The organism is Janibacter sp. HTCC2649 (assembly GCF_000152705.1).
In the GTDB taxonomy this organism is placed as follows: Bacteria; Actinomycetota; Actinomycetes; order Actinomycetales; family Dermatophilaceae; genus Knoellia.
Map to the genome: position 1 here is coordinate 535,014 of NZ_CH672413.1, position 24,730 is coordinate 559,743.

The 24,730-nt window shown below is 68.2% G+C and carries 26 protein-coding genes and 1 riboswitch; of the genes, 20 read left to right on the forward strand and 6 right to left on the reverse strand.

Going from position 1 to position 24,730, the window contains the following annotated elements; translation table 11 throughout:
• Window positions 1-7 precede the first annotated feature (7 nt).
• The 9 genes from JNB_RS02570 to gcvP all read left to right on the forward strand — a co-directional run bounded on the left by JNB_RS02570 (window position 8) and on the right by gcvP (window position 8,144).
• Entirely contained in the window at window positions 8-907 is a 900-nt protein-coding gene (locus JNB_RS02570) for a DUF881 domain-containing protein (RefSeq protein ID WP_158306116.1), read from the forward strand.
• Complete coding sequence (locus JNB_RS02575; RefSeq protein WP_009774837.1) at window positions 904-1,236, forward strand: small basic family protein; 333 nt, start codon at window positions 904-906, stop codon at window positions 1,234-1,236. Before JNB_RS02570 ends, JNB_RS02575 begins: the two co-directional genes overlap by 4 nt.
• 10 nt (window positions 1,237-1,246) lie before the next feature.
• Window positions 1,247-2,071, forward strand: coding sequence for a DUF881 domain-containing protein (locus JNB_RS02580; protein ID WP_009774838.1), 825 nt, complete (start codon window positions 1,247-1,249; stop codon window positions 2,069-2,071).
• A gap of 23 nt (window positions 2,072-2,094) precedes the next feature.
• Entirely contained in the window at window positions 2,095-2,484 is a 390-nt protein-coding gene (gene gcvH / locus JNB_RS02585; protein WP_009774839.1) for a glycine cleavage system protein GcvH, read from the forward strand.
• Between the two features lie 113 nt (window positions 2,485-2,597).
• Complete coding sequence (locus JNB_RS02590) at window positions 2,598-3,092, forward strand: FHA domain-containing protein (protein ID WP_009774840.1); 495 nt, start codon at window positions 2,598-2,600, stop codon at window positions 3,090-3,092.
• Entirely contained in the window at window positions 3,073-3,771 is a 699-nt protein-coding gene (locus JNB_RS02595) for a MerR family transcriptional regulator (protein WP_009774841.1), read from the forward strand. Before JNB_RS02590 ends, JNB_RS02595 begins: the two co-directional genes overlap by 20 nt.
• A gap of 17 nt (window positions 3,772-3,788) precedes the next feature.
• Entirely contained in the window at window positions 3,789-4,292 is a 504-nt protein-coding gene (locus JNB_RS02600; protein ID WP_009774842.1) for a bifunctional nuclease family protein, read from the forward strand.
• 144 nt (window positions 4,293-4,436) lie between these two features.
• Window positions 4,437-5,012, forward strand: coding sequence for a MerR family transcriptional regulator (locus tag JNB_RS02605; RefSeq protein WP_040883523.1), 576 nt, complete (start codon window positions 4,437-4,439; stop codon window positions 5,010-5,012).
• A gap of 70 nt (window positions 5,013-5,082) precedes the next feature.
• Window positions 5,083-5,181: riboswitch (glycine riboswitch) on the forward strand.
• A 74-nt stretch (window positions 5,182-5,255) separates the two neighbouring features.
• Entirely contained in the window at window positions 5,256-8,144 is a 2,889-nt protein-coding gene (gene gcvP, locus JNB_RS02610) for an aminomethyl-transferring glycine dehydrogenase (RefSeq protein ID WP_009774844.1), read from the forward strand.
• Window positions 8,145-8,249: 105 nt separating this feature from the next.
• Here gcvP and JNB_RS02615 read toward each other — a convergent pair whose 3' ends face one another.
• Window positions 8,250-11,393 carry an AAA family ATPase gene (locus tag JNB_RS02615; RefSeq protein ID WP_009774845.1) on the reverse strand — a complete coding sequence of 1,048 codons (3,144 nt, stop codon included), beginning with the start codon at window positions 11,391-11,393 and terminating at the stop codon, window positions 8,250-8,252.
• The gene (locus tag JNB_RS02620) at window positions 11,390-12,562 is read right to left on the reverse strand and encodes an exonuclease SbcCD subunit D (protein ID WP_009774846.1); all 1,173 of its coding nucleotides are present in this window, start codon (window positions 12,560-12,562) and stop codon (window positions 11,390-11,392) included. The genes JNB_RS02615 and JNB_RS02620 overlap by 4 nt, the downstream gene beginning before the upstream one ends.
• Before the next feature lie 144 nt (window positions 12,563-12,706).
• On the opposite strand from JNB_RS02620, the gene JNB_RS02625 reads away from it, so the two are divergent.
• Window positions 12,707-14,194 (forward strand): glutamate-cysteine ligase family protein, encoded by a 1,488-nt coding sequence (locus JNB_RS02625; RefSeq protein WP_009774847.1) that lies wholly within the window; start codon window positions 12,707-12,709, stop codon window positions 14,192-14,194.
• A gap of 3 nt (window positions 14,195-14,197) precedes the next feature.
• On the opposite strand, the gene JNB_RS02630 is transcribed toward JNB_RS02625, so the two are convergent.
• A complete protein-coding gene (locus JNB_RS02630; protein WP_040884121.1) occupies window positions 14,198-14,806 on the reverse strand; it encodes a histidine phosphatase family protein in 609 nt (202 codons plus the stop codon).
• 26 nt (window positions 14,807-14,832) lie between these two features.
• On the opposite strand from JNB_RS02630, the gene JNB_RS20235 reads away from it, so the two are divergent.
• The 4 genes from JNB_RS20235 to JNB_RS02650 are packed head-to-tail and all read left to right on the forward strand — an operon-like array spanning window position 14,833 to window position 17,282.
• On the forward strand, window positions 14,833-15,378 hold the full coding sequence (locus JNB_RS20235) for a DUF1697 domain-containing protein (protein WP_009774849.1): 546 nt from the start codon (window positions 14,833-14,835) through the stop codon (window positions 15,376-15,378).
• Window positions 15,375-15,845, forward strand: a complete 471-nt coding sequence (locus JNB_RS02640; protein WP_148232292.1) for an OsmC family protein — start codon at window positions 15,375-15,377, stop codon at window positions 15,843-15,845. Before JNB_RS20235 ends, JNB_RS02640 begins: the two co-directional genes overlap by 4 nt.
• A 3-nt stretch (window positions 15,846-15,848) precedes the next feature.
• The gene (locus tag JNB_RS02645; RefSeq protein ID WP_009774851.1) at window positions 15,849-16,472 is read left to right on the forward strand and encodes an L-threonylcarbamoyladenylate synthase; all 624 of its coding nucleotides are present in this window, start codon (window positions 15,849-15,851) and stop codon (window positions 16,470-16,472) included.
• A 36-nt stretch (window positions 16,473-16,508) separates the two neighbouring features.
• Complete coding sequence (locus JNB_RS02650) at window positions 16,509-17,282, forward strand: hypothetical protein (RefSeq protein WP_148232293.1); 774 nt, start codon at window positions 16,509-16,511, stop codon at window positions 17,280-17,282.
• 291 nt (window positions 17,283-17,573) lie between these two features.
• On the opposite strand, the gene JNB_RS02655 is transcribed toward JNB_RS02650, so the two are convergent.
• Window positions 17,574-18,101, reverse strand: coding sequence for a nitroreductase family deazaflavin-dependent oxidoreductase (locus JNB_RS02655; protein WP_009774853.1), 528 nt, complete (start codon window positions 18,099-18,101; stop codon window positions 17,574-17,576).
• Window positions 18,102-18,226: 125 nt separating this feature from the next.
• On the opposite strand from JNB_RS02655, the gene JNB_RS02660 reads away from it, so the two are divergent.
• The 4 genes from JNB_RS02660 to JNB_RS02675 are packed head-to-tail and all read left to right on the forward strand — an operon-like array spanning window position 18,227 to window position 20,815.
• Window positions 18,227-19,102, forward strand: a complete 876-nt coding sequence (locus JNB_RS02660) for an aminoglycoside phosphotransferase (protein WP_040884126.1) — start codon at window positions 18,227-18,229, stop codon at window positions 19,100-19,102.
• Window positions 19,099-19,410 (forward strand): hypothetical protein, encoded by a 312-nt coding sequence (locus JNB_RS02665; protein ID WP_009774855.1) that lies wholly within the window; start codon window positions 19,099-19,101, stop codon window positions 19,408-19,410. The genes JNB_RS02660 and JNB_RS02665 overlap by 4 nt, the downstream gene beginning before the upstream one ends.
• Window positions 19,411-19,415: 5 nt before the next feature.
• Window positions 19,416-20,222: a methyltransferase domain-containing protein gene (locus JNB_RS02670; protein WP_009774856.1), complete on the forward strand. Its 807-nt coding sequence runs from the start codon at window positions 19,416-19,418 to the stop codon at window positions 20,220-20,222.
• On the forward strand, window positions 20,219-20,815 hold the full coding sequence (locus JNB_RS02675; RefSeq protein WP_009774857.1) for a GNAT family N-acetyltransferase: 597 nt from the start codon (window positions 20,219-20,221) through the stop codon (window positions 20,813-20,815). The genes JNB_RS02670 and JNB_RS02675 overlap by 4 nt, the downstream gene beginning before the upstream one ends.
• A gap of 62 nt (window positions 20,816-20,877) precedes the next feature.
• Here JNB_RS02675 and JNB_RS02680 read toward each other — a convergent pair whose 3' ends face one another.
• Together JNB_RS02680 and JNB_RS02685 are read right to left on the reverse strand one after the other, a co-directional pair.
• On the reverse strand, window positions 20,878-21,975 hold the full coding sequence (locus JNB_RS02680) for a HAMP domain-containing sensor histidine kinase (RefSeq protein ID WP_009774858.1): 1,098 nt from the start codon (window positions 21,973-21,975) through the stop codon (window positions 20,878-20,880).
• A gap of 10 nt (window positions 21,976-21,985) precedes the next feature.
• Window positions 21,986-22,681, reverse strand: coding sequence for a response regulator transcription factor (locus JNB_RS02685; RefSeq protein WP_009774859.1), 696 nt, complete (start codon window positions 22,679-22,681; stop codon window positions 21,986-21,988).
• Window positions 22,682-22,768: 87 nt separating this feature from the next.
• Here JNB_RS02685 and JNB_RS02690 point away from each other — a divergent pair, with 87 nt between their 5' ends.
• Window positions 22,769-23,449 carry a M15 family metallopeptidase gene (locus JNB_RS02690; RefSeq protein ID WP_009774860.1) on the forward strand — a complete coding sequence of 227 codons (681 nt, stop codon included), beginning with the start codon at window positions 22,769-22,771 and terminating at the stop codon, window positions 23,447-23,449.
• A gap of 82 nt (window positions 23,450-23,531) precedes the next feature.
• Window positions 23,532-24,617 carry a phospho-N-acetylmuramoyl-pentapeptide-transferase gene (mraY, locus tag JNB_RS02695; protein WP_040883529.1) on the forward strand — a complete coding sequence of 362 codons (1,086 nt, stop codon included), beginning with the start codon at window positions 23,532-23,534 and terminating at the stop codon, window positions 24,615-24,617.
• Window positions 24,618-24,730 lie beyond the last annotated feature (113 nt).

Genomic DNA, 24,730 nt, shown 5'->3' on the forward strand with positions numbered 1-24,730 from the left:
TCCGCAGGTGACGACACCTCCGCGTCGACCGGACGCCTCGATGACGCTGATCACGTCGATGCTGGAGCGGCCACTCGACCCCGGATACGCGGCAGCAGCGGACCTGCGTGAGAAGGCCGGCCTGCCTCGTGCCACGGGTCTGCGCTCTCCTGCCCTGATCATCTTTGCCCTCATCATCGGCACCCTTGTCGGAATAGCTGCCATCCAGTTGCGCGGGGGAGACACCACCAAGCAGCGCACGAGGACCAGCCTCATCGACCGCATCGAGAAGCAGCAGGAAGTCGCTGACGCACGTGCGGTCCAGGCCAGTGCCCTGCGTGCCCAGATCTCCGGCCTGGACGCCGAGACCCTGCGCGATGTCAGCGAGGAGCTCGCGCAGAGCGTCGAGCGGTTGTCCCTCGTGGCCGGTGCCGTGCCGGTGCGCGGTCCCGGCTTCGTCGTCACCCTGGATGACGCCCCGCGGGCTGACAGCGACGGAAACAACTTCGAACCGCGCGCCAACACCGAGGATGCTGACGGCACGGTCTTCGCCCGCGACCTGCAGATCCTCACCAACAGCCTCTGGGAGGCCGGCGCCGAAGCGGTGTCGGTCAACGGCCAACGTCTGACGTCGACGGCGTCCATCCGGTTTGCCGGCCAGGCGATCCTCGTCGACTACCGGCCGCTCAAGCGTCCCTATGTCGTGACGGCCATCGGAGACCCCGGCAAGATGCCGGCCACCTTTGCCGATGGCAACGGCGGCACCTACCTGTCGACGCTCAAGAGCTCGTTCGGCATCCGGGTCGAAACGGCGGTCCGCAAAGAGGTCACGATTCCGGCCTCGGCAACGCTGGGGACCCGGGTGGCCCAGCCCGCCGATAAGGTCAAGGACGCAGCAACGCCCTCACCCGAAGGAGACTCGTCGTGATCCCCGCACTGGGACTGGTCTTCGGCATCGTCGCCGGTGTCCTCCTGCAGCCCGAGGTTCCCCTGTGGCTGCAGCCCTACCTGCCCATCGCCGTCATCGCGGCACTCGACGCCGTCTTCGGCGCTGTCCGGGCCGTGCTCGACGGGATCTTCAACGACAAGGTCTTCGTGATCTCGTTCCTGTCCAACGTCGTCGTCGCTGCGTTCATCGTCTTCCTCGGTGACCAGCTCGGTGTGGGCAGTCAGCTCTCGACCGGCGTCGTCGTCGTTCTCGGGGTGCGGATCTTCTCCAACGTGGCCTCGATCCGCCGCCACCTCTTCAACGCGTGATCGGCTCGGCATGACGGACCAGGACCCGACAGCGGACGAGACGCAGCCCGTGAAGGCTGTCTCGGACGACAAGGCTGCCTCCACCACCGCTGCGCAGCAGGACGCTTCGCGCAAGGCCTGGCACCGGCTGGGACTGGCGGGCCGACCTCGCCTCACCAAGGCCAATGTCCTGGCCACGGTGCTCGCTCTCGGACTCGGGTTCGCGATCGCCGCCCAGGTGCACCAGACCTCGATCGAGGGTCTCGAGAACCTGCGCGCCGACGAGCTGATCCGCATCCTCGACACCGTCGACCAGGACGGCAACCGCCTGGCCCAGGAGATCCAGACGCTCCAGCTCTCACGCGACCGACTGCAGAGCAGCACCACCAGCCTCACCGAGGCACAGCGGGCCGCCCAGCAGCGACTCGACTCGCTGGCGATCATGGCCGGCACCGCCCCGGCCCGCGGTCCCGGCATCGTCCTCACGATCCGCGACCCTGCCCACGGAGTCACGGCGCCCTTGTTGCTGGACACGTTGCAGGAGCTGCGGGACGCCGGTGCCGAGGCCATCGAGATCAACAACGTGCGCGTCGTGGCCAACACGTACTTCACCGATGGTGAAGGTGGCATCTCGATCTCCGGCACGCCTGTGAGCGCGCCCTACATCGTCACCGCCATCGGTGACGGCTCCACTCTGGCGTCTGCCATGGAGATTCCCGGAGGTGTCACCGAGACGGTTCGCACCGTCAAGGGCGAGGCTGGAGTGGAGACCAAGGACGAGGTCACGGTGTCCGCGTTGCAGTCCGTTTCCGAGCCTCAGTACGCTCGACCCGTACCCAGTCCCAAGACGTCCTGACCGGACCTGAAGGAGCTTTCCCGATGAGCGACCTCGAGTACCCGAGCGACCTGCGCTACACCGCCGAGCACGAGTGGGTGCGCGCATCCGAGGACGGCGCCGTCCGGATCGGCATCACCTCCTTTGCCCAGGACGCCCTCGGTGACGTGGTGTACGTCAGCCTTCCCGCTGTCGGCGACACGGTGGCTGTGGGTGACGCCTGTGGGGAGGTCGAGTCGACCAAGTCGGTCAGCGACCTGTACGCGCCGCTCGCCGGTGAGGTCACGGCTGTGAACGCCGCTCTCGACGCGTCTCCCGAGCTCGTGAACTCCGACCCCTACGGCGAGGGCTGGATGTACGAGCTCAAGCCGAGCGACTCCGCAGCGGTCGAGGGCCTGCTCGATCTCGAGGCCTATCAGCAACAGCTCAGCTGATTCGCAGGTCCGCCCACGGCCAATGTCCTGTTCATCCCTTGAGTGGTCATCTAGGGTGAGTGCTTCAGACGAGAGCCGCGTTGAACGACACCCGCACACGAGGAGCCGCACAGATGAGTGACGACAGTCGCGAGACCCCCGAGCGCGAGCCGGAGGCGACGCCCCCGTCGGTTCCCGAACGTGCACCGGAGTCGTCGACGACGATGCGCTTCCAGGCGGTGGAAGGACTCGAGAAGTCCGACATCGTCCATGAGAGCGAGCATGTCCTCACTCGCGCCGACCAGGCCACCGTCGAGGCGCTTCGCCCCGGCACCGCCCTGCTCGTCGTGCTGCGTGGACCCAACACCGGGGCCAGGTTCCTGCTCGATGACGACGTGGTGTCCTCCGGGCGCCACCCCGACAGCGACATCTTCCTGGACGACGTGACGGTGTCGAGGCAGCACGCGACCTTCGAGCGAGTGCAGGACCAGTTCGTCGTCAAGGACGTCGGCTCGCTCAACGGGACCTACGTCAACCGCGAGCGGATCGACGAGTCGGTGCTCCAGACTGGCGACGAGGTGCAGATCGGTAAGTACCGCCTCGTCTTCTATGCCGCCAAGCAGGCCTGAGCGGCCACTGACCATCGGGAAGGTCCTCGACGCCCTGCGTGAGGAGTTTCCCGAGGTCAGCATCTCCAAGCTCAGGTTCCTCGAGGTCGAGGGCCTGGTCGAGCCCGCCCGGACGGCAGCGGGCTATCGCACGTACTCCTCGTCCGACGTCGAGCGCCTGCGCTACGTCCTGCGCGCCCAACGAGACCGGTTCTGGCCGCTCAAGGTCATCCGCGAGTCGCTCGATGCGCTCGACCGCGGCCTGCAGCCGGCCGCAGACGATGATGCTCGACCGCGTCCGCCCGGTCCCGAGGTTGACCCCGATGTGCCCGATGCCGAGAGCCTGGTGCCGGGGCGAGCGGTTCGGCTGACCCGCGACGAGCTGACGGCCGCCACCGGACTCGATCCGGCGACCATCGCGTCGCTCGAGGGTTTCGGCGTTCTGCGTGCCGATGACGAGGGCCATTTCTCGGGCGCCGACCTGCAGGCCGCGCACGCGGCCGCCGGCCTCGCGGCATACGGAATCGAAGCCCGTCACCTGCGTGCGTTCCGCACCGCGGCCGATCGTGAAGTCGGCCTCGTCGAGCAGGCCATGAGCACCCGACGAAGCGGCGGGCGGGCCCAGGACCAGGCCAATGTGGCGCGACTGTGCCTCCAGTTGCACGCCGCGCTGGTCAAGGGTGGTCTGGCCCGACCCTGACGACGTACGGTGGAACGGTGAAGTCACTGGACGTCCTCGGGGTTCGCGTCGAGATGCCGACGAATCAGCCCATCGTTCTGCTCCGCGAGCGGGACGGTAGTCGCTACCTGCCCATCTGGGTGGGTGCCGCCGAGGCTGCCGCGATCGCCTACGCCCAACAGGGCGTGGTGCCGCCGCGACCGCTCACTCACGACCTCATCAAGAACCTCCTCGACGACCTGGGACACACGCTTGTCCGGGTGCGCATCACGAGCCTCGAGGACGGCGTCTTCCACGCCGAGCTCGACATCGACGGAGGTGCCGACGGGGGAGGGCAGAGCATCGACTCCCGCTCCTCGGACGCCATCGCCCTGGCCCTGCGCTTCGGCGTCGACATCGTCACGACCGAGGATCTCCTCGACCGGGCCGGCGTCGCCATGGCGGAGGAGGAGCAGGAGGAGAACGAGGTCGAGAAGTTCAAGGAGTTCCTTGACCACGTGTCCGCCGACGACTTCGACACCGGAGACCAACCCTCCAGTTGACGGTGAGTGTTACTGATGTTACTCACGACACGCATGAGGTTAGGGTCCAGTGGTAGTTGACCCCGGGTGTTCCGCGCCATACCGTCACCTCAGAGAACGACGTCCATGTAGTTACATCGCACCGTGTTGCAGCAGGAGGTTGGCGTGAACGCCATCGAAGAACACCCCAAGGCTCATGTGCCCGTCGCGGCGCAGGGTCTGCTGTTCACGGACGACCTGCCCGACCTCGACGAGGAGACCGGCTACCGCGGCCCGACCGCGTGCAAGGCCGCCGGCATCACCTACCGCCAGCTCGACTACTGGGCGCGCACGGCGCTTGTCGAGCCCTCCGTGCGCGGCGCCGCTGGCTCGGGTTCGCAGCGCCTCTACGGCTTCCGCGACATCCTCGCCCTCAAGATCGTCAAGCGACTGCTCGACACCGGCGTCTCGCTGCAGCAGATCCGCGGTGCCGTCCAGGTGCTGCGTGACCACGGTGTGGACGACCTCGCCCAGATCACCCTCATGAGCGACGGCGCCTCGGTCTACGAGTGCACCTCGAACGAAGAGGTCATCGACCTCCTCCAGGGCGGCCAGGGCGTGTTCGGCATCGCCGTCGGCAAGGTCTGGCGCGAGGTCGAGGGCGACCTGTCGCACCTGCCCAGTGAGCGTCTGTCCGACGAGACCCCTGCGGCGCACCCCGATGACGAGCTCAGTGCCCGTCGGGCCGCGCGACTCGCCTGACACCCAACCCTTTCGCATGACGGCGCGTGCCCTTCGGGGTGCGCGCCGTTTGTTACGCTGACGGCGCCGCAAACACCGTGCGGGAGAGTCCCCGGTCCGAAGTGGAGCCGGGGCGCCGAAGGGGCAAACTCCCCGGAACCTCTCAGGCGCAAAGGACTGCACGGATCAGGCACCTCTGAGACGGCTCATGCCGCGACAGAAGGGGAGGCCCGTGCCCGCCCGTGTGCCAGGAGCCTCACCTTCATGACCGACACCACGATCCACGCCAGCGACCTGCCCGCCTTCGCCGAGCGCCACATCGGCCCGAGCGAGGCCGAGGTCGCGCAGATGCTCGCCGCGATCGGCCGAGCCAGCCTTGACGAGCTCACCGCGACGGCCGTGCCAGACGCCATCCGCGCGACCCAGGCCATGGACATCGTCCCGGCCGAGTCCGAGCTCGCCGTCGTCAAGGAACTGCGCGGCCTCGCGGCCCGCAACCAGGTGCTCACCTCGATGATCGGCCTGGGTTACTACGGCACCATCACGCCGGCCGTGATTCAGCGCAACGTCCTGGAAAACCCTGCCTGGTACACGGCGTACACGCCCTACCAGCCCGAGATCTCGCAGGGCCGGCTCGAGGCGCTCCTCAACTTCCAGACCGTCGTCGGAGACCTCACCGGGCTGAGCACCGCTGGTGCCTCGCTCCTTGATGAGTCCACGGCTGCCGCCGAAGCCATGACTCTCATGCGCCGCTCGAGCAAGGCCGCTGCCGACTCGGTGCTGCTCGTGGACGAGGCGACGTTCCCGCAGACCCTCGCGGTCATGCGCACTCGCGCCCTCCCGCTCCGTATCGAGATCGTCGTGGCCGACCTGTCGTCGGTCACCACACGCGAAGCCCTCGCCGAGGCCGCCGGTGGCCGCGAGGTCTTCGGGGTCCTCGTGCAGTACCCCGACCTCCATGGTCGTCTGCGCAACCACCATGCCCTTGCCGAGGCAGCACACGCGGCCGGCGCCCTCGTGACCGCCGCCGCCGACCTCATGGCGCTCACTCTGGCCACGGCGCCCGGGGAGTGGGGCGCCGACATCGCGGTGGGAACGACGCAGCGTTTCGGTGTGCCGATGGGCTTCGGTGGCCCGCACGCCGGCTACATGTCCGTGCGCGCCGGACTTGAGCGGACCCTGCCCGGCCGCCTCGTCGGGGTGTCCGTCGACGTCACGGGAGCACCGGCATACCGGCTTGCACTCCAGACGCGTGAGCAGCACATCCGCCGTGAGAAGGCCACGTCCAATATCTGTACGGCGCAGGTGCTCCTTGCCGTGATGGCCAGCATGTATGCCGTTTACCACGGCCCCCGTGGTCTGCGTGCGATCGCGCTCGGCATCCACGCCCACGCGACGACCCTCGCGAAGGCGCTTCGCGCCGGAGGTGTGGAGGTGGACGGCGAGGATGGCTTCGACACGCTGTCGATCCGCGTGCCGGGTCGCGCCGACGAGATCGTCGCAGCGGCACGGGCGGAGGACACCAACCTCTGGCGCCACGACGCCGACACCGTGCTGCTCTCGGTCGATGAGACGACCGGCCTGGACGACCTCGAGAAGGTGTGTCGCGCCTTCGGGGTCGACGCACCGACCAGCGTAGTGATCGCGCAGCCGACGTGGGACGACGCGCTCGTGCGCACGTCCGACTACCTCACGCACCCGGTCTTCACGAGCCACCACAGCGAGACCTCGATGCTGCGCTACCTGCGCCGGCTCTCGGATCGCGACTTTGCTCTCGACCGCGGCATGATCCCGCTCGGCTCCTGCACGATGAAGCTCAACGCGACGACCGAGATGCTCGCCATCACCTGGCCCGAGTTCGCGAGCCTGCACCCCTTCGCTCCGCTCGACCAGACCGAGGGCATCCGCCACCTCATCGACGAGCTGTCGCAGTGGCTGTGCGACATCACCGGCTACGACGCGGTGTCACTCCAGCCCAACGCCGGATCCCAGGGTGAGTTCGCAGGACTCCTTGCCATCGCGGCATACCACCGCTCCCAGGGTCAGGGCGAGCGCACCGTCTGCCTCATCCCCGCCAGCGCCCACGGCACCAACGCGGCCAGTGCCGTCATGGCCGGCATGAAGGTCGTCGTCGTCAAGACCGACGTCATCACGGGCAACGTGGACATGGACGACCTCAAGGTCAAGGTCGAGGAGCACCGCGACGACCTTGCGGCGATCATGGTGACCTACCCGTCCACCCATGGCGTCTTCGAGGACACCATCACCGACCTGTGTGCGATGGTGCACGACGCCGGTGGCCAGGTCTACGTCGACGGGGCCAACCTCAACGCCCTGGTTGGTCTCGCTCAGCCGGGTCGGTTCGGTGCCGACGTGTCGCACCTCAACCTGCACAAGACGTTCTGCATCCCGCACGGTGGCGGCGGCCCGGGCGTCGGCCCGGTCGCGTGCCGTGAGCACCTCGCACCGTTCCTGCCCAACCACCCGCTCGACCCGAAGGCTGGTCCGGAGACCGGCGTCGGCCCGATCTCCGGCGCGCCCTATGGATCGGCGGGCATCCTGCCGATCTCCTGGGCCTACGTTCGCCTCATGGGTGCGGCGGGTCTGAGCCGCGCGACCGAGGTCGCCGTCCTCAACGCCAACTACGTCGCGGCTCGGCTGCGCGATCACTACCCGGTGCTGTACTCCGGCGAGGGCGGTCTCGTGGCCCACGAGTGCATCCTCGACGTGCGTCCGCTCACCAAGGAGACGGGCGTGAGCGTCGACGACATCGCCAAGCGCCTCATCGACTACGGCTTCCACGCGCCGACGATGTCGTTCCCCGTCGCGGGCACGCTCATGGTCGAGCCCACCGAGAGCGAGGACAAGCTCGAGCTCGATCGCTTCTGCGACGCGATGATCGCGATCCGCGAGGAGATTGACGCCGTTGGCGCCGCGGGCAACGCGGCCACGAGTGTTCTGCGCGGCGCACCGCACACCGCGATCTCACTCGCAGGGGACTGGGACGTCGACTACACGCGCCAAGAGGCGGCGTTCCCGCAGGGCGTTGACCCGCTGGCGAAGTACTGGCCGCCCGTGCGTCGCATCGACGGCGCCTACGGCGACCGTCACCTCGTCTGCTCGTGCCCGCCTCCCGAGGCCTTCGAGGACTGATCCCCGACCCATCAGCAGGTCAAGGGGAGAGAACTCGCCGTCGCCGAGGTTCCGGAGACGGCGAGTTCTCTCCCCTCGACTGGCTGGAGCTCGACTGGAGGGTCGTCAGGCTGCGCTCTCTGCGCCCGGGGTGGAGACGTCGACGGTGCTGCCGTTGGCGGTCTTGCGGACGACCAACTGACTGGTGATGCGGCTACGGAGCTCGCCCACGTGCGAGACGACGCCGACCGCGCGACCACCCTCTCGCAGGGAGTCAAGAACCGAGATGACCTGCTCGAGGCTCTCGTCGTCGAGCGTCCCAAAGCCTTCGTCGACGAACAGGGTGCCGAGGTCGAAGCCGCCGGACTCCTCGCGGACGGCATCGGCCAGACCAAGGGCGAGGGCGAGGGAAGCCATGAACGCTTCGCCGCCAGACAGGGTCGAGGTCTCGCGGCTGACACCCGTCCACTGGTCGAGGACTCGCAGCCCCAGCCCCGAGCGCGCCCCACGAGCCGCGAGCCGGTCGGTGTGCTCGAGGGTGTAGCGGCCATCGCCCATGATGCGCAGCCGCTCGTTGGCGAGCCGGGCAACCGTGTCGAGCCGGGCAGCCAGGACGAAGGACGTGAGCCGCATCCGCAGGGTGTTGTTGAGGCCGCCTCCGGTGAAGGTGTCGGCCAGCTCCTTGATCCGGTGGTGGTGCATCAACGCGGGACCCGCCGCGTCGAGCCCGGCGACGAGCCTCGACCGCACGGCGGTGAAGGAGCGTCGGGCGGCACTGGCCTCGGTCTGCGCGGACTGCGCCGTGAGCAGGGCCGAACGAGCCTGCTGCGCGGCCGAGGTCAGCTCTGCGAGATCAGGTGCGGGTGCGGACTCTGCCGCGATGACGTCGGCGTCCCCGAGGACAGCCGTCGCCGAGGCGCGGGCCCGATCGTGGTCGTGCAGGCGGTCGCGAAGCCGATCCAGGGCGGCCGGTGCCACCATGGCGGCCGACGCCTCGTCCAAGGAGGCAAAGCCTGCCTCGACCGCCGCAGCCAGGCCGACCTCAGTCGCCGAGGTGAAGCGGGCCAGGGTCTCGTCGCTGCGTCGAAGGGCCTCGTCCCAGGTCTGCGCCACGGTGGTCAGCCGCTGATGCGCTTGGACGAGGGTGTGGATGGCCGGGACCGCATCGCCCGCAACGGAGGTTCGCGTGTTCGTCGCGGCGCGACCAGCGAGGGTGCCCTCGCTGGCAGACAGGCAGGGGCATTCCGAGTGGGCCTCGAGGAGAGCGTGCGCCGCGGCAGCGTCGGCGGCTTCGGCCTGCTGGGCCTGCTCGGCCATCGTCGTGGCCCTGGCCAGGGCTTGCTGCGCCGTCGTGACCGCGGCATCGAGGCGTTGCACCTCGGTGCGTGCGGTCGCGAGGACCTTCTCGCTCGCAGCACGTTTGTCGGCGCGTGCCCGGACGGTGCTGCGCCGGCGCTCGGCGCTCTCGACCTCGACCGCAAGACCAGCGAGGTCGAGATCTCGTGCAGCGTCGACGTCGAGCACCTTCAGGGCCTCGGTGAGCAGCGCCTGCGCGCTGGCAGCAGCCGCTTCTGACTGCTGGTGGGCTCGGCTCAGGGCGGCGTGCTGCAGGCGTGCGTCGTCGAGCGCGGACGGGCCGACTCGATCGCCTTCCCGGGCGGGAGCCGGGTGCTCGTGAGCTCCGCAGACGGGGCAGGACTGTCCGTCGACCAGGCTCTCGGCGAGCTCTGCGGCCATCTGTGACAGACGCCGAGCCACGATGTCCTGCTCGTGGTCGCGAGCATCCTGGGCGGCACTGCGTGCGTCAGCCGCGTGAGCGACGAGTCGCGTCACGGTGAGTTCGTCCTCGACGACCCGTCGGGCCAGCCGAAGGCGGTCGCAAGCCACCTCCGCTGTGCCCTCCACCCCGTCGCGGGAGGCCTCGGCCTCGAGGGCGTCAGCCAGCGCGACCTCGGCCCCTGAAACTCGGGCAGCAACTGCGGCACGGTCGGCGTCGGCTGTCTCGAGGATCGCCGTTGCGGCAGTGATGGCGTCGAGGTGGCCCCGGGCCAGACTGGCCCGGTCTGCGCGCGACGCCTCGAGTCGGACGAGCTCACGCAACGTGTCGTCGTGGACGCGGAGATCGTCGAGCAGGGTCGTCGGGTCGCAAGCATCAGGAGCCATCGTGCGGGCCCTCGCAGAGGCAGCGCCCACGGCGGCCCTGGCGCGCTCGAGCTCTGAAGCCTCACGGGAGATCGCTGCGACATGGCCGCGCACGGAGGCGGCACGACTGGCCGCGTCGTGGGTGAGGCGGGCAGCCGAGATGTCTTCCTGAACCGCATCGAGGTCAGCGATGGTGGTGCGAGCGACTCTCGCCCGGTCCCGCAGTGCCATGACGCCCCGGGCGCGCTCGGCATCCGTGGCAGCAGCGCTCTCGGCAGCGACCGCGGCGTCGAGCGCCACCATCGCCTCGGACACGTGCGCGTCGAGGTCGATTCCCGTGGCATCGAGGAGGGCGCGGATGGCGTCAGGCGAGGCGGGGTCGAGGGCTGGCCGACCATCGAGGGTCCGCTCGTCGACCGCCGGCGCCTCGCCGTCGTCGAAGGACTCCTGGGCCAGACCGCTTGCGGCGACCACGTCGGCCAGGCGGGCCAGGTCGGTGTCGATGCCGCTGCGCAGGCTGCTGACGGTGGCCTCGCTGGCCCGGCGCTCGTCGACCAGCCACTCCTCGACGTCGGCGAAACGGGTGATGTCGAAGAGCTTCTCGAGGAGCGCGCGACGGTCATCGTCCTTGGCCGTGAGGAACGCGGCGAACTCGCCCTGGGGGAGCATCGCCACCTTGGCGAACTGTTCCTTGCCCATGCCCAGCACGTCGTTGAGGACCTCGGCGGCTTCGTCGTTGCGGGTCGAGACCACGGTCCACGTGCTGCTCCGCAGCTCGGACAGCGTCACCGTGGCCGGCGCCTCGATCGTGCCAGTGCCGCGCTTCTTGGGTCGGGCGTGTGCTGGGGATCGGTGGATCCTGAATCGTCGTGTGCCACAGGTGAACTCGAGCTCCACCGATGGTGTCGCGGTCGGGGCGGCGTGGTCGCTGACGATGCCGCGCTTGTCGCGCAGGCCCGGCACGTCGGCGAAGAGGGCGAAGCAGATCGCATCGAGCAGGCTGGTCTTGCCGGCGCCCGTGGGTCCGTGGATGAGAAAGAGCCCGGCCGCGGTCAGCGCGTCGAAGTCGACTGCGATCTCGTCAGGAAAGGGCCCGAAGGCGGTGGCTGTGAGGTGGTGGATCCTCATGCCGCCCCCGAGCTCCGTCGGCCGGCGAGGCCACCCTCGCCGTCGCCTGCCGATCGACGCAGCCGTGCGCCTTCGACGGCTTTGCCGAGCAGGTCACGCTCGGCCTCGTCGGCACCGTGGCCACCCCGGACATGGGTGAGGAAGTCGCAGCAGACGTCGAGATCGGAGCGCTCGGTGAGCGACGCGGCATACGCACTCATCGTGGTGACCGAACCGGAAGGTGCGAAGCGCAGGTCGAGCGTGTGGGGGAAACGGGCGCGCAAACGCTCCATCGCGCCCAGAGGGCGGATCGGGTCGGTGAGCGTCACCTGACACCACGCCGACTCGGCAGCGGTGTGGGCGCGGTCCTCGAGCAGCTCGTCCAGGGTGCCGCGCAGCAGCATGAGGGGACGCTCGACGGGCGCCTCGACGAACCGCGTGACGGGTTCCTTGCCCCCGAGGTCGACGAGCCACGAACCCTTGGTGTGGCTCGCCTCGCTGAACGACATCGCCACCGGCGAACCCGAGTAGCGCACGGTCTCGGACACCTGCTGACGACCGTGGAGGTGGCCCAGCGCGGCGTAGTCGACCCCGGCGAAGACCTCGGGCGGCACGGCCGCGACTCCACCCACGGAGATGTCGCGTTCGGAGTCGCTCGTGGCGCCACCCGTGACGAACGCGTGAGCCATGACGACCGACCGACTCTGGGCGCCCGCATCGAGTGAGGTCCGGACCCGACCCATGGCAGCGCGCAACGCACCGGCATGCGTGCGTTCGGTCGAGCCCAGAGGACCTGCCGCCAACGATGGCTCGAGGTAGGGGAGTGGGTGGACAGCGACGTCGCCGATGACCACGGGCCGCCCGATGTCCTCGATGCTCGTGCGGATGTGCAGCCCCGAGCGCTCGAGGAGCCGTGAGGCGAAACCCAGCCGGATCGCCGAGTCGTGGTTGCCACTCGACAGCACGACCGTGGCGCCAGCGTCGATGAGACGCTCGACCGTGTCGGACAGCATCGCCACGGTGTCCGGCGCGGGCAGCGCCCGGTCGTAGACGTCGCCCGAGACGAGCACCGCATCGACCGACTCGGAGCGCACGACCTCGACGAGATGATCCAGGAAAGCCGACTGGGCGCCCTGCAGCCCCACCTGGTGGAACGCCCGTCCCAGGTGCCAGTCGGAGGTGTGGATCATGCGCACATCTCGAAGGCTAGGTGGGGGCGCCGACAGCCCTCGTGACCGAAACGCGGATTCGGCCACGTTCCGCTCGCGCGCTGTGCTCGGATGGTGATTGAGTTGGCCCTTCGAGCCGACGTGCGGACAACAGATCGGGAGGTGATGGGCGTGGGTGCTGAGGTCAGCGCACAGAGCTACACACGCGAGGAGCGGCAGCGCTATCGCGAGAAGGTGCGTCAGAACCTCGACGTGTTCGAACGGATGCTCAACCAGCACTCGTTCGAGTTCGACCGACCCCTGACCGGCCTCGAGATCGAGCTCAACCTCGTCAACTCCGACTTCGACCCGCACTTCGCCAACGCCGAGGTGTTGCAGGCCATCGCCGATCCGGGCTACCAGACCGAGCTGGCCAAGTACAACATCGAGCTCAACGTCCTGCCGAGACCGCTCCCGGGCGACTCCGCCATCGAGCTCGAGCACGACCTGCGGGAGTCGCTCAACGCCGCCGACGCCAAGGCACGTGAGGTGGGCTCGAGGCTCGTCGCCATCGGCATCCTTCCGACGATCATGCCGGAGCACTACGAGGGGGAGTGGATCAGCGACAACAACCGCTACACCGCTCTCAACGACTCGATCTTCGTGGCTCGCGGCGAGGACATCTTCCTCGACATCACCGGTCCGCAGGGTGAACGGGTCTCGACGTACTGCGACTCCATCGCGCCGGAGTCCGCCTGCACCAGCGTGCAGCTGCACCTCCAGGTGTCGCCCTCCGACTTCGCCGACCACTGGAACGCCGCCCAGGCGGTCTCACCCGTGCAGGTCGCCCTGGCCGCGAACTCACCGTTCTTCTTCGGCAAGCGGCTGCACGCCGAGACGCGCATCGAGCTGTTCAAGCAGGCCACCGACACCCGGCCCATCGAGCTCAAGAACCAGGGAGTGCGTCCGCGCGTCTTCTTCGGCGAACGCTGGATCACCTCGATCTTCGACCTCTTCGAGGAGAACTCCCGCTACTTCCCCGCACTTCTCGCGGAGACGACCGACGAGGACCCCATGGCCAAGCTCGAGGCCGGTGAGGCACCCGACCTCGCCGAGCTCCGGCTCCACAACGGCACGGTCTATCGCTGGAACCGTCCGATCTACGACATCGTCAAGGGACGCCCACACCTGCGGGTCGAGAACCGCGTCCTGCCGGCCGGCCCGACCATCGCCGACACCTTGGCCAACGCCGCGTTCTACTACGGAGTGGTGCGCAAGCTGGCGTCGACGGAGCGCCCGGTCTGGACCAAGATGAGCTTCGCCGCGTGCGAGGAGAACTTCCACCGCGGTGCCCGTGACGGCATGGAGGCTCGTCTCTACTGGCCCGGATTCGGCGAGGTCGGCGCCGATGAGCTCGTCCTGCGGCACCTGCTCCCACTGGCGCACGAAGGTCTCGAGGAGTGGGGCGTCTCGCAGGCGGTGCGCGATCGCTTCCTCGGCATCATCGAGGCGCGGTGCCAGGCCGGGGTCAACGGAGCGACATGGCAGACCGACGCCGTTCGACGTTTCGAGGAGCGAGGTTCTGACCGTCGCACGGCGCTGCACCAGATGCTCGAGCTCTACACGGAGCACATGAGCACCAACGAGCCCGTGCACACGTGGCCGCTGCCCTGAGGATCAGCCCAGGCTGTTCCAGAGCTTGATGGCGGGCTGCTCGCGTTCGTACTCGAGCACGCTCACCGACCCGGCATCGAGCAACAGCTTGGCCGCGAACCGAGCCTGCTCACGCAGGAACGTCGTCGCGAGAACCCGAAGGGCGTGTCCGTGCCCGAACAGCAGGACGTCCCTCGTCGCCATCACGGGCAGGGCGCGCAGCAGCACTCGCGACATCCGGGCGGCGACTTCCTCGACGGTTTCGCCCGGAGTTGCACCAGGGACGACGCCGTTCTCAAAGACCGTCCAGTCGTAGCCGACCTCGGCCCGGATCTCCTTGGTCGTCCGGCCCTCGTAGGCGCCGTAGTCCCACTCGACGAGGTTGGGATCGATCTCGGGGGAGGGGAATCCGGCGATCTCGGCGGTGCGTCGGGCGCGTTGCATCGGCGACGCAAGGACGAGTCCGAAGTCGAAGCCCGAGAGTCGCTCGGCGAGGGTCGAGGCATCGGCCTCGCCCGCAGCGGTCAGCGGGATGTCGGTGGTGCCGGTGTGCTGACCGGACTCGCTCCACTCGGTCTTGCCGTGACGGACAAGGACGATGCGTCCTTCGGGGACTGCGGGTGCGCCGGTCATGAGCGCCACTCTGGCAGGATCGCCGTATGCCGCGCCACCTGGCTTTCCTTCGTGCCATCAACCTTGGTGCGCACCACAAGGTGCCCATGGCTGAGCTGCGGGAGCGCCTGACCGACGCCGGCTTCACTGACGTCGAGACGCACATCCAGACGGGCAACATCGCCCTCACCTCCACGATGCGCTCGGCCGCGAAGGTCGAGCTCGCGATCGAGGACCTGCTGCGGGAGTGGCGCGGGTTCGAGGTGCCGACGATCGTGCGGTCTCCCGCCGAGGTCCACACCTTGGCGCAGAAGATCGAGGCCATGGCGCCGCTCATCGACAGCAGCGCACGACGCTATGTCGCGTTCGCGAAGGGAGAGGTGAGCAAGGACGCCCAACGCGCGCTCACGGCATACGCCGACACTCCTGAACGTTCCCGTGTCGTGGGCCGAGACGTCCTCCTCGAGATCGACGGCAACTTCCACACCGCCCGACTCGCCGGCGCCAAGCTCGAACGGCTCGCCGGCACGCCCCTCACCGCGCGCGACATCAAGGTCGTGCGCGCCATCGACGAGAAATGGAGCACCACATGACCGAGTCGGCAGCACCGACCACGACCGCGCCAGAGACCGGTGGCACTGGCCCGGGACACCGCTCGGTCACGTTGACGCGCACCAGCCACGGGGAGTTCGACGTGACGAATGCGCGCGGCGGCACCATCCACATCGGGACGGGCGAGTCCGACGACTTCACGCCGGTCGAGCTCCTGCTCACCGCCATCGCCGGGTGCAGCGCCGTTGACGTCGACTTCATCACGGCCAAGCGCGCCGAGCCGACCGAGTTCACCGTCGTGAGTGAAGGCGTGAAGACCAAGAGTGCCGAGAAGGGCAATCACATGGAGGACCTCGAGGTGACCTTCCGGGTGCGCTTCCCCGAGGGCCCCGAGGGCGACAAGGCGCGCGAGATGCTGCCTCGCTCGATTGCCCAGTCGCGTGACCGCCTGTGCACGGTCTCGCGCACCGTGCAGCTCGGCACCCCGATCACGATGGTCGAGGACTGATCGATGGCCCGCTACCTGGACGTCCACCCGGTTGACCCGCAGCCGCGCTCGATCAAGCAGGCCGTCGACACGCTGCGCGAGGGCGGGCTGATCGCCTACCCGACCGACTCCGGCTATGCCCTGGGTGCTGCCCTCGGCAACCAGTCGGCCAAGGACCGCATCCGCGACATCCGCAAGCTGGACGACAAGCACCACTACACGCTGGTGTGCGCCGACTTCGCCCAGCTCGGACACTTCGTCCACGTCGACAACGCCGTGTTCCGTGCGGTCAAGGCGTCCACGCCCGGGCCCTACACGTTCATCCTCCCGGCGACCGGCGAGGTGCCGCGCCGGGTGCTGCACCCCAAGAAGAAGACCGTCGGGGTGCGCATCCCCGAGCACCCCGTCGTCCAGGCGTTGCTCGCCGAGCTGGGTGAGCCGATGCTGACGTCCACCCTGATCCTTCCGGGCGAGACCGAGCCGATGACCGACGGCTGGCAGGTCAAGGAAGAGCTCGACCACGTCGTCGACGTCGTCATCGACTCGGGGGAGTGCGGGACCGAGCCCACCACCGTCATCGACCTGTCCGGCGATGTCGCAGAGGTGCTCCGGGTGGGCGCTGGCGATCCGAGTCGCTTCGAGGGCTGAGTCGCGATGGGGGGACGTGATGCAGGGTCCGAGGCCGTGTTCTCGGACCTGGTCATGCAGTCGATCACGCGACACGGCGTGGCGCCGAGTCGTGGGTACGTCACGCTCGGGCACTACGACGCCCTGATCAGCCACTACCCGCCCGAACCGGAACGCGCCTTCGTCGTGCACTGGACCCGCTCGGAACGGGATGCTGCAGAGCTTTTCGATGAGCTCACGGCATACCTGCGCGAGTCCGGAGCGCGAAGCGCGGAGTGGTGGTTCCGTGACGACTCGACGCCCGACGGGCTCGAGGAGATCGTCCTGGCCAGGGGAGCGACGACGATCGAGGACCAGGTCTGTGTGGCGCGGGCCGTGGACGAGGGGCTTCCGGAGATCGCGCCGGGCGTTCGCGTCACCGTCGTGGACGACGCCGTGGGGCTCGACGCGATGGTCGACATCGGTGTCGAGGTGTTCGGGAGTCCCGTCCCCGCAGATCGCGACGAGCTCCTAGCCGAGGTGGTCGAGGACCTGGCGCGTGCTCGCGCAGCGTGGGTCGTCGGGTGGCTCGATGGTCAACCGGTCGGACGCGCGCGCGTCGGCTTCGAGTCGAACGTGGCGCCCCTCGTCGGGGCCGCGGTGCTGCCGTCGGGTCGGCGTCGCGGTGTGTATGCCGCCATGCTCGCGGCCCGCCTCGACCTCGCCGCGATGGCCCAGTGCCACACCGCTGTGAGCAAGGCGCGACGCACCCAGTCGCTGCCGATCCTGCTGCGCGAAGGATTCGTGCCGATCGGTCACGAGCGTGCCCACCTGCTCGAGATCCCCGGGTGATCGAACCCCGGACGTGCGTCACCCCCACCGCTACATGAGCCCCTGGACCGGTGGGGGTGACGACGGCTCGCTCGGGAGGAACCACGAGCGGGCGGGGCTGCCGGAGCGACGAACTCCCTGATCCTCGCTCCTGCAGCGTGACTGAGCCTAGGAACCCGGTGGTCAACGCAGGGTTCGGCCAGGGTCAAGAGTTGGTATGCCGGGTCAAGAGTTTGTGAGTGCGCGACGCGTTGTCGGGTCGCGAGTCTTGTCCCTGGCCGGGGCATCGCCATGGCTTGGGGATGGTGCTGGTCAAGTACCCGTGGGTGACGCGAGGATGAAGACGCGAACACGTCGCCGCCCAGCGATGCGCGAGCGATAGTTGCCGTAGCCCGGATAGAAGGTCGAGGCTGCGCGGAAGACTTCGTCGGCCTCTTCGGGGGTGGCCGCGCGCGCCACGACGGCTGCTGAGATGCCGCGGTAGGTCAGGGTTGCCCGCGGATTCGCCTCGAGGTTGAGGACCCACGCCGGCGTCAGCTCCTGACCGAAGTTGGTGCCGATGAGGGCCAGGTCGCCTCCGTGGGGCGTCGCGATGAGGTGGCTTGCCCGTGGCGTGCCGGATCGGCGACCCGTCGTCGTCAGGCTGAGGACGGCCAACCCACTGAGCAGGCTCGGCGCGCTGTGTCGGCCATGGGTGAGGCGACCGATGCCGGTATCGAGGTGACGAAGCGTGTGCGAGAACAGCCAGGCCCCGGGTCGAGAGCCGGCGAACCGGCGCACGCCCCGCTGCGCGACGTTGGCCTTGGCGTGGTGGTAGGCCAGATCCTGTGCCAGTCCCATATCGTTGACGATATGGCTGATCTGACCGAACCGTGCCCCAATTGCGGCCAGTTGATGCGCTGGGAGACCTCCCACGAACGGTGCGACGGGTGTGGCTACATCCGTCCGTGCTGCGAGGGCGCGCCTTGCCCGATTCCCTGAGCGGACGCCTGGCCGAACGACTGAGCCCGGCCCAGCGAGAGCGCGTGGGGGAGTGGTTGCCCGGGGCCGTGTTCGTCCGTGACCACAGCTGGGGCCTGACGGGAACGGTCGTTCTCGAAGCCGTCGTCGGCCCGGACAGGGTGATCATCAAGGCTGCCGACGAGAGTGACGGCCACCTCGCGCGAGAGCTGCGGGCACATCGTGAGTGGCTCGGGCCGTGGGTCGCAGCGGGCCGGGCACCGCAGCTGCTCCACGCGGATGGTGACGCGAGGGTGCTCGTCACGCAGTTCATCCCTGGCGAGCTGGTCGAGGGGAAGGCAGCCGAGCGCGAGATCGAGACCTATCGACAGGCGGGAGCGCTCCTGGCTGCACTCCACGGTCAGCTCGAGGTCGCCGACGAGGGCTACTGGAAGCAGGAACAGCTCGGCGCGCTGGGCTGGCTCGACAAGGAGCACCGCATCGACGCCGAGATCGAGACGCGACTGCGGAGCATCGTCGGGTCATGGCCCACACCGGTCAGCGTCCTCGTGCCGACCCACGGGGACTGGCAGCCACGCAACTGGGTGACCCACGAAGGGGTGGTGTCGGCCATCGACTTCGGACGCGCCGCCCTGCGACCGGCATACACCGATCTCTCACGGTTGTCGGCACAGCAGTTTCTCCGCGATCCACGACTGGAGGACGCCTTCCTCGAAGGCTATGGATCGGATCCGCGCGACCCCGAGGGCTGGCAGCGGCAACGGATCCGTGAGGCCATCGGAACGGCAGTGTGGGCTCACCAGGTGGGCGACGCCGACTTCGAGGCCCAGGGGCATCGCATGCTGGCTGCAGCACTCGCCGACGAAGGGAAGCTGGCATGACCATCCGGGGCGACGCCGCAGCAGCCGAACCGGTTGAGGTCAGTGCCTTGGCCATCAACGTCAACGTTCCAGAAGCGTTGCAGTGGAACGACTCTCGACGCGGCGAGGAGTTCATCCTCTCCACCCTCAACATCCGGCTGCTCCCTGACGGGCACGTCGCAGCGAAGGCCTATGGCCGACCCGTGGCCGGGGGAAGAGGTGGCTACACGTCCTTCCGAGTGCCGGACCGCCCCGAGCCGGTGGACCTCATCGACGCGGCGGCCACGCGCGCCAGTGAGCTGTGGGCGACTCACCAGGGGCTGCAGTGACTGCCATGGCGGGGGAGCCCGACCGCTACACCCACGGGCACGAGCGGGCGACTCTTGCCTCTCACGGCAAGCGCACGGCCGAGAACTCCTGTGGCTACCTCTTGCCCGTTCTCGAAGCGGGGATGCGCGTTCTCGATGTCGGTTGTGGTCCGGGCACGATCACCCTCGACCTGGCGGCCATCGTGGCGCCGGGTGAGGTCGTGGGGATCGAACCCGTCGAGGATCCTCTCGATGTCGCTCGCGAAGCGGCCACGCGTCGTGGGGACACCACGACGCGCTTCGAGCTCGCTGATGTGTACGCCCTGCCCCATGACGACGACTCGTTCGATGTCGTGCACGCCCATCAGGTCCTGCAGCACCTCACCGATCCGGTGCGTGCGCTGCACGAGATGGCGAGGGTGTGTCGACCGGGCGGCTGGATCGCTGTCCGGGATGCCGACTACGCCGCGATGTCCTGGTTCCCGGAGGTCCCTGAGCTCGAGGACTGGCGCTCCCTCTATCGGCAGGTGGCCCGAGGCAACGGCGCGGAGCCGGATGCTGCTCGACGCCTGCGCGGATGGGTGCAGGCTGCCGAACTCGACGATGTCCGGCTCACGACCAGTGTCTGGACCTACGCCGACGAACCGACCTGCCGTTGGTGGGGCGAGAGCCAGGCCGAGCGTGTCAGTGGGCCGATCTTTGCGGGGCAAGCTGCCGAACAGGGCGTCGACGCAGGCGAACTCGCTCGAATCGCGGAGGGGTGGCGGGCCTGGGGCTCTGCTCCTGACGCATGGTTCGCGATCCTGCATGGCGAAGTTCTGGCGCATCCGTGACGATCCGCCGGGCCACCATCGATGACCTTGACGCCATGCGCCGGGTCTGCCTGCTCACCGGCGACAGCGGAGCGGATGCGACGGGTCGTTGGTCCGACGACGGCCTCATCCCGGACGTCTACCTCGAGCCGTACCTTCGTTACCCCGATGGGCTCGCGTGGGTGGTGGATGTAGGCGCCGGCCCCATCGGGTACGTCATCGCTGTCGCCGACACCGCCGACTTCGTTGCATGGTGGAACCGCTCGTGGGTCGGTGAGTTCGTGACCCGACACGGTCGCACGACCGATCACGATGACGAGAAGTGGTTGTTCACAGGGGGAGTGCATCCGGACCTGATGCTCGCGTCCGCGGAGAACACGGGGTATGCCGCGCACCTGCACATCGATCTTCTCCCGCAGGCACAGGGCCGCGGCCTCGGCCGAGAGCTCTTGCGCACGCTGGGCAGGGAGCTGGACCATCGCGGCGTTCCCGGCGTCCACCTCAGGGTGGGTGAGGCCAATGTCGGCGCGGCGGCGTTCTATCGGCGGCTGGGGTTCGACTCACCGGAGCCCTACGTGATGACATCGCCGTCGTCGCGGCTTGCACGAGCCTGAACTGGCCGGCAGAGGCTGACTCGCGACCACACGCGGTGCCACGTGGCGCAAGGACTTCGACCTCAACTTCGCCCGGCTGTGACGGACGGTGCGATGGGAAGGTGGACCGTCACGGACAGTCCACCTTCATCCCTGGGGATCAGCGTCAACACCCCGTCGTGGGCTCGCACGATGCTCTGGACAATGGCCAGGCCGAGCCCGACGCCCGCGTGATCGCTGCGGATGCGCTGGCTGCCACGATGGAACGGCTCGACGATGGTGGACACCAGTTGCGGTGAGAGCCTGACGCCGGTGTTGTCCACCGTGAGGACGGCCTGTCCTGCCTCCACCCCGGTCATGACCCTGATGGTCCCTGCCTCAGCCAGGTTGTGGACGATCGCGTTGTGCACGAGGTTCGTCGTCATCTGCAGCAACAGGGCATGGGACCCGAGAGCGGGGGAGTAGATCGCCTCGGTCTCGATGTCGATGCCGCGTGCCTCGGCCATGGGCAGCAGGGTCTCGGTGGCCTCCTCTGCCATGAGGGACAGATCGACCCGTTCGCGTGTGAACGATCTCTGGTCGGCGCGGCTGAGAAGGAGCAGCGCTTCGGTGAGATCGATGGCCCGGGCGTTGACGAAGCGGAGACGCTCGACGAGTTCGCCGGCGTCCCGGTCAGGGTCGGTTCGTGCCACGTCGAGAAGGGTCTGGGTGATGGCCAGGGGAGTGCGCAGCTCATGTGAGGCATTCGCCGCGAATCTCTGCTGTTCGAGGATGTGCTCCTCGAGCCGGGCAAGCATCGTGTCGAAGGCGTCGGCGAGCTCTCGGAATTCGTCCTGACGACCTTCCAACTGGATCCGGTGGGAGAGGGAACCGTCGGCGGCCAGGCGGGTGGCTCGCGTGATGCGAGACAGGGGAGCCAGCATCTGGCCCGCAAGAATCCATCCACCCACGAGGCCCAGCACGAGCAGGGCGGCCATGGCCCACGCGGCTTTCGGCACGAAGGCGCGCTGGAGGTCTCCGCGATTGGGGATGAACCTGCCGGGCCCCGGTCCCAGGCTCGGTCCCGACGTCACGTCGGGCACGTATCGCAGCAGGAAGACCCACACGACAGCAAGGAGCAGGGCGCCCGCGACCATGAGGAAACCGGCGTAGCTGAGCGTGAGCTTGAGGCGAACAGTCATCCCGGGTTCCCTATCCACGGTCTGGCTGCTCCGATCGGGTGTCGGGGGCCGTGTCCATGCGGTAGCCGACACCGGCCACCGTGCTGATGATCCAGGGTTCGCCGAGGCGTTTGCGCAGTGCCGACACCGTGATGCGCACGGCGTTGGTGAAGGGATCAGCGTTCTCGTCCCACGCCCGTTCGAGGAGCTGCTCCGCGCTGACGACGCCGCCGTCGGCCGCGATGAGGACCTCGAGCACGGCGAACTGCTTCCGCGTCAACGCGACGTAGCGCCCGTCCCGAAAGACCTCACGGCGGAACGGGTCCAGACGGACACCGGCGAGCTCACTCACCGGCGGCCGACTGTGCCCGCGCCGACGATCCAGCGCCCTGAGACGGAGGACGAGCTCCTGGAGCTCGAAGGGCTTGGTGAGGTAGTCGTCGGCGCCGAGCTCGAAGCCCGATGTCTTGTCATCAAGGCGGTCAGCGGCCGTGAGCATGAGAATCGGTATGCCGCTTCCCGAGGCGACGATCTGCCTCGCGACGTCATCGCCAGAAGGTCCGGGGATGTCGCGGTCGAGGACCGCGATCTCGTAGGTGTTGATGCCGAGAAGCTCCAGGGCGGCGTCACCGTCGGCGGCGATGTCGGCGGCGATCGCCTCCAACCGGAGACCGTCGCGAATGGCTTCGGCCATGAGGGGCTCGTCCTCGACGATCAGCACACGCATGCCGTCGATGCTAGGGCTGTCGCGATATCGCAGACGTATGGAAAACGGCATACGCGGTGGCAACGACCCGCAACCTTGACTGACGTCGTGACCTACAGCAACGCAGTGCGGACCCTGAACACACGACGTCGGACGGAGTGGATCCAGGGCGGCGCCCTGCTGGCCGTCCTCACGGTGATGGTCGCGGTCGTCGGGCACGAGTGGCTCACGAACTCGTCCTCGACGTCGGCACCGCCACTGACTGTGTCAATTTCGGGGACCTCCGTGTCGGCGCCCAGCCCGCTCGCCTCACAGAGGGTGCAGCAGCCCGCAGGTCTTGGAGCCACAGGTGAAGTGCCCGAAGGCGTGACGGTCTTCACCGACGGGGTTCCGGCGGTGACCAACCTCGATCCCGAGCTGCTGGCTGCCCTGCGTCGAGCGGCGACCGCAGGCAAGGCCCACGGACATGAGTTCGTCGTCAACAGCGGCTGGCGCTCGCCGGACCACCAGGCACAGCTCCTGCGAGAGGCGATCTCGAAGTACGGCTCGGAGAGGGAGGCCGCTCGGTGGGTGGCCACGCCCGAGACCTCGGCCCACGTGGCGGGGGAGGCGGTGGACCTCGGGCCCGCCGCGTCGGCGGGGTGGCTGGCCAGAAACGGTGCTCGCCACGGGCTCTGCCAGATCTACCGGACCGAGCCGTGGCACTTCGAGCTGCGTCCGGACGCCGTCGATGACGGGTGTCCCAGGATGTATGCCGATCCGACGAAGGATCCGAGGATGCGGGGGTGAGTCACGGGCGCGTGTCGATGCCCGGCTAGCGGGTGTGCCTCCTCCAGACTTGCCTGCACATCGAACTTTCTCGGAGGGAATCATGCGGGCCGTTGGGCTGAGCGGGGCCTTGGCCATGGCCTTCGCCCTCCTGGGGACCCGCGTCGCGATCGGGTGGTTCACCAAACACGGTTTTGGCCAGCCGATCCGGGTCGATGGCCCCACGACCCACCACGTCAAGCGTGGGACGCCCACCATGGGCGGCGTCGTGATCGTCGTCGGTGCGACCGCGGCATACCTGATCGCGACGTTCCTGACGGGGGGTCGCCCGAGTGCCAGTGCGTGGCTGTTGCTGCTGTTGTTTGCCGGGTGCGCAGTCATCGGCTTCCTGGACGACTTCATCAAGGTGTATCGGCAGCACAACCAAGGGCTGCGCAGTGGCGCCAAGATGGCTGGCCAGACTTTCGTCGCGCTTGCGTTCGGGGTCCTGGCGACCCAGTTCTTCGCCGACGAGAGGGGAGTGACCCCGGCGTCCCAGTACATCTCCACGACGCACGACTGGGGGGTCAAGCTGCCCTTGGTCGTGGTCCTGCTCGTGATCTGGTTCGTCGTCACCGCGACCTCCAACGGCGCCAACCTCACGGACGGTGCTGACGGGCTGCTCACGGGCATCAGTGCCATGATCTTTGGCGCCTACGCACTCGTGAACATCTGGCAGAGCAACCAGTTGTGCGGGTCTTCTCGACCCTCGCTGGTGGAGGCTCAGTGCTACGAGGTGCGCGACCCCCTGGACCTTGCGGTCTTCGCGATCGCGATCTCCGGGGCGTGTGCAGGATTCCTGTGGTGGAACGCCAAGCCGGCGCGAATCATCATGGGCGACGTCGGTTCCCTGGCCATCGGGGGAGCCCTCGCTGGCTTCGCGATCATGTCCCGCACCGAGCTGCTCATGGCGGTGATCGCCGGCGTCTTCGTCCTCGAGACGATGTCCGTGATGATTCAGGTCGGCTACTTCAAGGTGACCAAGCGGCTCACCGGCGAAGGACGCCGAGTCTTCCGGATCGCTCCCATTCATCATCACTTCGAACATCTCGGTTGGGACGAGGTCAACGTCGTCATCCGCTTCTGGGTGATCGCCGGCGTCTTCGTCCTCGCAGGGCTGGGCCTGTTCTACACGGCCTGGCTCATCTGAGGTGCTCGTTCGTGCAACGTGCAGGGGGGGGCGTTCCTGGGCCCCAGCTCCACCCCTTCTTTGCCTCTACTTGACATAATGTTGATTATCGGCGTTACACGAAGGCGTTGGAG

Coding starts and splice junctions, on each gene's coding strand:
- JNB_RS02580 (WP_009774838.1), top strand. CDS start 1,247: ATGACGGACCAGGACCCGACAGCGGACGAGACGCAGCCCGTGAAGGCT.
- gcvH (WP_009774839.1), top strand. CDS start 2,095: ATGAGCGACCTCGAGTACCCGAGCGACCTGCGCTACACCGCCGAGCAC.
- JNB_RS02590 (WP_009774840.1), top strand. CDS start 2,598: ATGAGTGACGACAGTCGCGAGACCCCCGAGCGCGAGCCGGAGGCGACG.
- JNB_RS02595 (WP_009774841.1), top strand. CDS start 3,073: ATGCCGCCAAGCAGGCCTGAGCGGCCACTGACCATCGGGAAGGTCCTC.
- gcvP (WP_009774844.1), top strand. CDS start 5,256: ATGACCGACACCACGATCCACGCCAGCGACCTGCCCGCCTTCGCCGAG.
- JNB_RS02615 (WP_009774845.1), bottom strand. CDS start 11,393: ATGAGGATCCACCACCTCACAGCCACCGCCTTCGGGCCCTTTCCTGAC.
- JNB_RS02620 (WP_009774846.1), bottom strand. CDS start 12,562: ATGATCCACACCTCCGACTGGCACCTGGGACGGGCGTTCCACCAGGTG.
- JNB_RS02625 (WP_009774847.1), top strand. CDS start 12,707: ATGGGCGTGGGTGCTGAGGTCAGCGCACAGAGCTACACACGCGAGGAG.
- JNB_RS02630 (WP_040884121.1), bottom strand. CDS start 14,806: ATGACCGGCGCACCCGCAGTCCCCGAAGGACGCATCGTCCTTGTCCGT.
- JNB_RS20235 (WP_009774849.1), top strand. CDS start 14,833: ATGCCGCGCCACCTGGCTTTCCTTCGTGCCATCAACCTTGGTGCGCAC.
- JNB_RS02640 (WP_148232292.1), top strand. CDS start 15,375: ATGACCGAGTCGGCAGCACCGACCACGACCGCGCCAGAGACCGGTGGC.
- JNB_RS02645 (WP_009774851.1), top strand. CDS start 15,849: ATGGCCCGCTACCTGGACGTCCACCCGGTTGACCCGCAGCCGCGCTCG.
- JNB_RS02655 (WP_009774853.1), bottom strand. CDS start 18,101: ATGGGACTGGCACAGGATCTGGCCTACCACCACGCCAAGGCCAACGTC.
- JNB_RS02665 (WP_009774855.1), top strand. CDS start 19,099: ATGACCATCCGGGGCGACGCCGCAGCAGCCGAACCGGTTGAGGTCAGT.
- JNB_RS02670 (WP_009774856.1), top strand. CDS start 19,416: ATGGCGGGGGAGCCCGACCGCTACACCCACGGGCACGAGCGGGCGACT.
- JNB_RS02680 (WP_009774858.1), bottom strand. CDS start 21,975: ATGACTGTTCGCCTCAAGCTCACGCTCAGCTACGCCGGTTTCCTCATG.
- JNB_RS02685 (WP_009774859.1), bottom strand. CDS start 22,681: ATGCGTGTGCTGATCGTCGAGGACGAGCCCCTCATGGCCGAAGCCATT.
- mraY (WP_040883529.1), top strand. CDS start 23,532: ATGCGGGCCGTTGGGCTGAGCGGGGCCTTGGCCATGGCCTTCGCCCTC.